Raw genomic sequence first — 6,794 nt, 5'->3', positions numbered from 1 at the left:
TATTCTACGATGCCCAACGGAGCGACCAACCCCTGGTCGAAATCCAATAGCCCGAGCCTCCGGCAGAACCAGGGCGATTCACACGAACTCCCACGGCGACCCGCACCGATTACTTCACATGTGCGGTCTGGTCCCAGTCTGGTCCCAAGCACGTCCCGGTGGGGAAATTCGCGGAGAAGACTCTGCGCAGGTCAAAGCCTAATTCTCTTCGTCGGGCTGACAGGATTTGAACCTGCGACCACTTGACCCCCAGTCAAGTGCGCTACCAAACTGCGCCACAGCCCGCATGCCGCCAGCGTGAGCGGCAGCAGGTCGAAAGCCTACCTCAAGCCGCCCTCCGGCCCGCCGAGCGACCTCACTTGTCCTTCAGCAGGCCTGCGGCGTTGTCGCCCGGGCCAGCGGCTACCGGAGATTGACTGTGAGCTGAGGGCGGGGCTTGTCGGCGTGTCGTCGCCGCGGCTTCACATCGAAAGCCCTCGGTTCACTCACGGCGCGCACTCAGCGCCGCTTGACGGTCCGCTTCTCGCGCACGCGCACGTTGATGCGGATCGGGGTGCCCTCGAACCCGAACGTCTCCCGCAGCCGCCGCTCCAGGAAGCGCCGGTAACCGGCCTCCAGGAAACCGGAGGTGAACAGCACGAACGTCGGCGGCCGGGCCGCGGCCTGGGTGGCGAACAGGATGCGCGGCTGCTTGCCACCGCGCACCGGCGGCGGCGTGGCGGCCACCACCTCCTTCAGCCACGCGTTCAGCGGGCCAGTCGGTATCCGTGCGTCCCACGACGCCAGCGCCGTCTCCATCGCCGGCACCAGCTTCTGCACCGCACGCCCCGTCGTCGCCGAGATATTGACCCGCTGGGCCCACCGCAGCTGCACCAGCTCGCGGTCGATCTCCCGCTCCAACAGCTCGCGGCGATCCTCGTCGACAAGGTCCCACTTGTTGAACGCGAGCACCAGCGCCCGACCCGCCTCGATCACCATCGACAGCACCCGCTGGTCCTGTTCGGTCAGCGGCGCCGAGGCGTCGATCAGCACGACGACCACCTCGGCCGAGTCGATGGCCGAATGGGTGCGCACCGAGGCGTAGAACTCGTGTCCACTGGCTTGGCCGACCTTGCGCCGCAGGCCGGCCGTATCCACGAACCGCCACACCTTGCCGCCCAGGTCGATCAGCGAGTCGACCGGGTCCACCGTGGTCCCGGCCACGTCGTGCACCACCGAACGCTGGTCACCGGCCAGCTTGTTCAGCAACGAACTCTTGCCCACGTTGGGTTTGCCGACCAGCGCCACGCGCCGCGGGCCGCCCGGCGCCGGGGTCGCCTCGGACACCGCCGGCAGCACGGCCAGCACGTCGTCGAGCAGGTCGGCCACCCCGCGGCCGTGTATCGCGCTGACCGCATGCGGCTCCCCGAGGCCCAGCGACCACAACGCCGCAGCATCCGCCTCGTTCTTGTCGCTGTCGACCTTGTTGGCGGCCAGGAACACCGGCTTGCCCGAACGCAACAGAATCCGTGCCGCGGCTTCGTCGGCGGCGGTCGCCCCGACCGTGGCGTCGACAACCAGGATCACCGCGTCGGCGGTGCGCATGGCCACCGACGCCTGCTCGGCCACCAGCTGCTGTAAGCCCTTGGCGTCGGGTTCCCATCCCCCGGTGTCCTGCACCACGAATCGCCGTCCGGTCCACAGTGCGTCGTAGGACACGCGGTCCCGGGTCACGCCGGGAACGTCCTGCACCACCGCCTCGCGCCGGCCGAGGATCCGGTTGACCAGCGTCGACTTGCCGACATTGGGCCGACCAACCACCGCCACGACGGGCGCCGGACCCGCCTCGGTGTGCTCGTCCAGGTCGAAATCGACTGAATTCCAATCGCTTTCGTCACTCCAGGTTCCGTCCTGCGTCATCGCACCGCTCCGCTTCGCTGCTCGACCAACTCCAGCAGGTGGGCGATCACCTGCGCCTCGGTCATGTCGCTGGTGTCGACGACCACCGCGTCGGCGGCCGCGCGCAGCGGCGAGACCGGCCGAGTGGAATCCAGATGATCGCGGCGCCGCACGTCTTCCAGCACGCGCTCGTAGTCGTCGCCCAGACCCGAGGCGACGTTCTGGTCATTGCGCCGCCGGGCCCGCGTCTCGGCCGACGCGGTCAGGAAGATCTTCACCGGAGCATCCGGCAACACCACCGTCCCGACGTCGCGGCCCTCGACAACGACGCCGCCGGGGCCCGTGGCCAGCTCCCGCTGCAGCGCGACGAGCCTCGCGCGCACGGCGGGAACCGACGACACCGCCGAGACCGCCCCGGTGACGTCAGGGCCACGGATTGCTGCTGAAACATCTTCCCCAGCAAGGCAATAACTGAGCCGATCGGGATCGGAACCGACCGACAAGTCAAGCGTGGACGCGACAGCGTCGACGGCCTGCGCGTCGGCCGGGTCCACCCCGGACCGTAACACCGCCAGCGTCACGATCCGGTACATCGCGCCGGTGTCCAGGTAGCGGGCACCCAGGGCGCGCGCTAAACCCCTTGACACCGAAGATTTCCCGGTCCCGGCGGGGCCGTCGATGGCCACTACGATATTCACAGGCCCACGGCTCGGTAGAGTTGCCCGACCTCGCCGCGGCTCAATGACCGGATGCTGCCCGGCCGCTGCTCCCCCAACGAGACCGGCCCGAGCTCGATACGTACCAGCGCCTCCACCGGGAAACCGGCGGTGCCCAGCAGCCGGCGCACGATGCGGTTGCGCCCTTCGTGTAACGTCAACCGCACCAGCGTTTTTCCGGGGATGGCGTCCATCACGGCGAAATCGTCGACCCGTGCCTGCCCGTCATCCAGCTCGATGCCCGCGCGCAGCCTCTTGCCCAGCCCGCGCGGCACCGAACCGGACACCGTCGCCAGGTACGTCTTGGGCACCTCATGGGAGGGGTGCATCAAGCGGTGTGCCAGCTCGCCGTCGTTGGTGAGCAGGATCAGTCCCTCGGTGTCGGCGTCGAGACGCCCGACGTGAAACAGGTTCTTGGTGCCGCGCACCTTGCGTTCCACCAGATCGCCGATGCAGGGGCGTCCGTGATCGTCGGACATGGTCGAGTGCATGCCGCGAGGCTTGTTCAGCGCCAGGTAGACCATCGAGTCGTCGGCGACCACCCTGGCCCCGTCGACGTGGATCACCGACGCGTCGGGATCCACCCGGGTTCCCAGTTCGGTCACCACCTGCCCGTCGACCTCGACGCGCCCGTCGCGGATCAACTTCTCGGCAGCGCGCCGCGATGCAATCCCGGCCTGGGACAACACCTTTTGCAGACGTACCCCCTCGGATTCGGGCATCATTCGTGGTCCAGTTCGAACGACAGCGCCTGCTCACTCGGAGCACCCCCGGCGAGTTTGACGAAACGCGGCTCGCTGTCCAGGGATTCGCTGAGTTCCTCGATCGTGTCGACGTCGGGAAGCAACGGTGCGATGTCGGGCAGGTCGGCCAGTGACGTCAGGCCCAGCCGCTCCAAAAACAGCGCGGTGGTCGCAAAGGTCACCGCGCCGCTGCCCTCGTCGGTGCCCGCCTCGGTGATCAGGCCCCGCGCCAGCAGGGTGCGCATGACGGCGTCCACGTTGACGCCGCGGACCGCACTCACTCGTGCCCTGGTCACCGGCTGGCGGTAGGCCACGACGGCCAACGTCTCCAGCGCGGCCCGGGTGAGCTTGGAACGCGCACCATCCAGCAGCAACTTCTCGACATACGGGGCGAACGTGGCCCGCGTGTACATCCGCCAACCCTCGGCGGTGCGGCGCAGGTCGATCCCGCTGTCGCGCTCGGTCAGTTCCGCCGACATCTGCGCCAGCCTGGCGGCGATCCGGTGCGCGGGCTGCTGGGTGGCGGCGGCCAGTGCTTCGACCGTCACCGGGCTGTCGACCACCAGCAACAGCGCCTCGAGCACAGCGCCGAGTTCCTCGGCGTCCATGGGCGCCGCCTCGGCGATGTCGGGGATACCCGCGTCGAGATCGACGTCGGGCGCCTCGTCAGTCATTGGCGGCGCTCCTCACGACTCGTCCCGGACGTCTGCCAGGGCCTCGTCGGTCTGACGCTCCCCGGTCCACGAAATTTGAAGCACGCCAAGCGGCTCCGACTGGTCGAATGCTACCGTCCGGCTGCGATACAGTTCGAGCAGCGCCAGGAAGCGCCCGACGACCTCCATCGGCACCTGACAGTCGGCGACCAACTCCGAAAACGAGGCCCACTGGCCGCTGCCCCGCGCCTGAAGGATCGCCAGCAGTTTCTTGGCCTGCTCGGGCACCGAGACCTGCAGCTCGTGCAGATGCGCGGTGCCTACCGTCGGGGCCGGTCGCGGTGTGAACACGACCGCGGCGATCTGGGCGAACCGCTCCGCGTCGACACCGAGCATCACCTCGGGCAGCAGTTCGGAGAACCGGTCTTCCAGCGACACCGCGCGCGGATAGCTGCGCAGCGCGGTGGCTTCCAGCTCGGCGAACATCTCTGCGACGTGTTTGAACGCACGGTATTGCAGTAGGCGCGCGAACAGCAGGTCGCGCACCTCCAGCAACGCCAGGTCCTCCTCGTCGTCGACCTGCCCCGCGGGCAGCAGCCGGGCAGCCTTCAGGTCCAGCAGGGTCGCTGCGATGACCAGGAACGCGGTGGTCTCCTCTAGGTCGAGCCGCGGACCGATCTCCCGGGTGTAGGCGATGAAGTCGTCGGTGACCTGGTGTAGCGCCACCTCGGTGACATCGAGGCGATGGGCGAAGATGAGCTGCAGCAGCAGATCGAACGGCCCCTCGAAGTTGGTCAGCCGGACCTGAAAGCCGTTCTTTGGTGCCGCCTCACCCGTGGCGCTGCCTGTCACGCGCCGAATCGGTCGATGAACTCGCGGGCCAGCGCGCGGTAGGCGATGGCACCGGTCGATTTCGGCGCCCAGGTGGTGATGGGCTCGCCGGCCACGCTGGTCTCCGGGAACCGGACGGTCCGGCTGATGACGGTGTCGAACACCAGGTCGCCGAACCGCTCCACGACACGGGCCATCACCTCGCGCGCGTTGACGGTGCGGGGGTCGTAGCGGGTGATCAGGATGCCGCTGATCTCCAGCTTCGGGTTGAGCCGGTCGCGCACCTTGTCGACGGTGTCGGTGAGCAGCGCCAGCCCGCGCAGCGAGAAGAACTCGCACTCGGTGGGGATCACCACGCCGTCCGCGCAGGCCAACCCGTTCACGGTGAGCAGGCCCAGCGACGGCTGGCAGTCGATCAGGACGTAGTCGTAGCGGTCCAGCACCGGGTGCAGCGCGCGGCCCAGGGTCTGTTCGCGGCCCACCTCGTTGACCAACTGGATCTCGGCCGCCGAAAGGTCGATGTTGCTGGGCACCAGGTCCAGGTTCTTGACCCGGGAGTGCAGCAGCACGTCATCGATCGACACCCGGGACTCGACCAGCACGTTGTGGATCGTCTTGTCCAGCTCGTAATGCGGGACCCCCAGCCCCGCCGACAGCGCGCCCTGCGGGTCCATGTCGACCAGCAGCACCCGTCTGCCGTACTCGGCGAGGGCGGCGCCCAGGTTGATCGTCGACGTGGTCTTCCCGACGCCCCCCTTCTGGTTGCACATCGCGACGACCTTGGCCGGGCCGTGCGAGATTCGCGGCTCGGGCTCCGGGATCGCCCGCGGCGGTCGCCCGGTCAGACCGAGTTCGACGCCGTTGTCCGGCCGATCGGTCATGGCGGGGGTGTTCGAGAGGTGAACATCGCAGGAAAGTCTAACGGCTCCGCGCGCTGACATCGGACGACCCGCAGGGCGATTTACCAGCGAATATACCCAGATACCGCAGGTTGGCACCCATTCGAGTGCGCAGATTTCACACCTGTCACACCAGCACCGCGGGAGCCGCTGCGCTGAGCCGATCGGCGACGTGAACACGGACAGTCCCGCACGGGGTCGGGATCGTCGGCCGGCCGCGCGCGTGGACGCCTATCGTGAACCAATGAACCTCAGGAAACGTATGCCGCTCCTGCGCTGGTCGGTTTGGCGCATGGCCACCGGCGCCCGCAACATCACCACCACCGGCCAGATCGGTGACGGACGCGAAGCCGCCGCCGTCGACTACGTCCTGCGAAACGCCAGGGCCGGCGACATCGACGACGTGCTGGCCACCATCGACAGGTTCGCCTATGAAAAGTCGATACTGATCAACGTCGGTGACGAGAAAGGGCGGATCCTCGACGCCGCCGTGCGACGCGCCGACCCCGCGTTGGCCCTCGAGCTGGGCACCTACTGCGGTTACAGCGCGCTGCGCATCGCCCGGGCCGCCCCCAAGGCCACGGTGTACTCCGTCGAACTGGCCGAGGCCAACGCCGCCAACGCCCGGCGAATCTGGCAGCATGCCGGCGTCGCGGATCGGGTGACGTGCATCGTCGGCACCATCGGCGACGGCGGGCGCACCCTGGACGCGCTAGCGAAGGATTACGGATTGACCTCGGGCACAATCGATTTCATCTTCCTCGACCATGACAAGGATGCGTATGTGGACGACCTGAACAGCATCGTCGGCCGGGGCTGGCTGCACCCGGGGGCCATCGTGGTCGCAGACAACGTCAAGCTGCCGGGCGCGCCGCAATACCGCCACTACATGCGCCAACAGCAGGGAACGTTGTGGGACACCACCGAGCACAAGACGCATGCGGAATACCAGACACTGATGTCCGACCTGGTGCTGGAGTCGCAATACCTGGGCTGACCTCCCGCGAGCAGTCCCCCGCAAGCGGGAGGCGCCCCCAGCGCAATCCCCTATTTCCGGGACGAAATGTGAGCTCG

At 67.9% G+C, this 6,794-nt stretch carries 7 protein-coding genes and 1 tRNA gene; 1 reads left to right on the top strand and 7 read right to left on the bottom strand.

Annotated elements, in window-relative coordinates; all coding sequences use genetic code 11:
- Positions 1 to 211: 211 nt before the first annotated feature.
- The 7 genes from ACOJVU_RS07905 to ACOJVU_RS07875 form a co-directional block, all read right to left on the bottom strand.
- Positions 212 to 285, bottom strand: a tRNA-Pro gene (locus ACOJVU_RS07905).
- 213 nt (positions 286 to 498) lie between these two features.
- Positions 499 to 1,899, bottom strand: coding sequence for a ribosome biogenesis GTPase Der (gene der, locus ACOJVU_RS07900; protein WP_421529260.1), 1,401 nt, complete (start codon positions 1,897 to 1,899; stop codon positions 499 to 501).
- A complete protein-coding gene (cmk, locus tag ACOJVU_RS07895; RefSeq protein ID WP_421529259.1) occupies positions 1,896 to 2,576 on the bottom strand; it encodes a (d)CMP kinase in 681 nt (226 codons plus the stop codon). Before cmk ends, der begins: the two co-directional genes overlap by 4 nt.
- Entirely contained in the window at positions 2,573 to 3,319 is a 747-nt protein-coding gene (locus ACOJVU_RS07890) for a pseudouridine synthase (RefSeq protein WP_421529258.1), read from the bottom strand. The genes cmk and ACOJVU_RS07890 overlap by 4 nt, the downstream gene beginning before the upstream one ends.
- Positions 3,316 to 4,011: an SMC-Scp complex subunit ScpB gene (gene scpB, locus ACOJVU_RS07885; RefSeq protein WP_421529257.1), complete on the bottom strand. Its 696-nt coding sequence runs from the start codon at positions 4,009 to 4,011 to the stop codon at positions 3,316 to 3,318. Before scpB ends, ACOJVU_RS07890 begins: the two co-directional genes overlap by 4 nt.
- Before the next feature lie 12 nt (positions 4,012 to 4,023).
- Positions 4,024 to 4,851, bottom strand: a complete 828-nt coding sequence (locus ACOJVU_RS07880) for a segregation/condensation protein A (RefSeq protein ID WP_421529263.1) — start codon at positions 4,849 to 4,851, stop codon at positions 4,024 to 4,026.
- On the bottom strand, positions 4,839 to 5,702 hold the full coding sequence (locus ACOJVU_RS07875; RefSeq protein WP_421529256.1) for a ParA family protein: 864 nt from the start codon (positions 5,700 to 5,702) through the stop codon (positions 4,839 to 4,841). The genes ACOJVU_RS07880 and ACOJVU_RS07875 overlap by 13 nt, the downstream gene beginning before the upstream one ends.
- 262 nt (positions 5,703 to 5,964) lie before the next feature.
- On the opposite strand from ACOJVU_RS07875, the gene ACOJVU_RS07870 reads away from it, so the two are divergent.
- Complete coding sequence (locus ACOJVU_RS07870) at positions 5,965 to 6,717, top strand: O-methyltransferase (protein WP_421529255.1); 753 nt, start codon at positions 5,965 to 5,967, stop codon at positions 6,715 to 6,717.
- Positions 6,718 to 6,794: the final 77 nt, after the last annotated feature.

The sequence above is a fragment of the Mycobacterium sp. THU-M104 genome (assembly GCF_049197365.1).
Classification (GTDB): domain Bacteria; phylum Actinomycetota; class Actinomycetes; order Mycobacteriales; family Mycobacteriaceae; genus Mycobacterium.
Note: the sequence above shows the minus strand (reverse complement) of the source record. Positions and strands in the feature narration are given on the sequence as shown.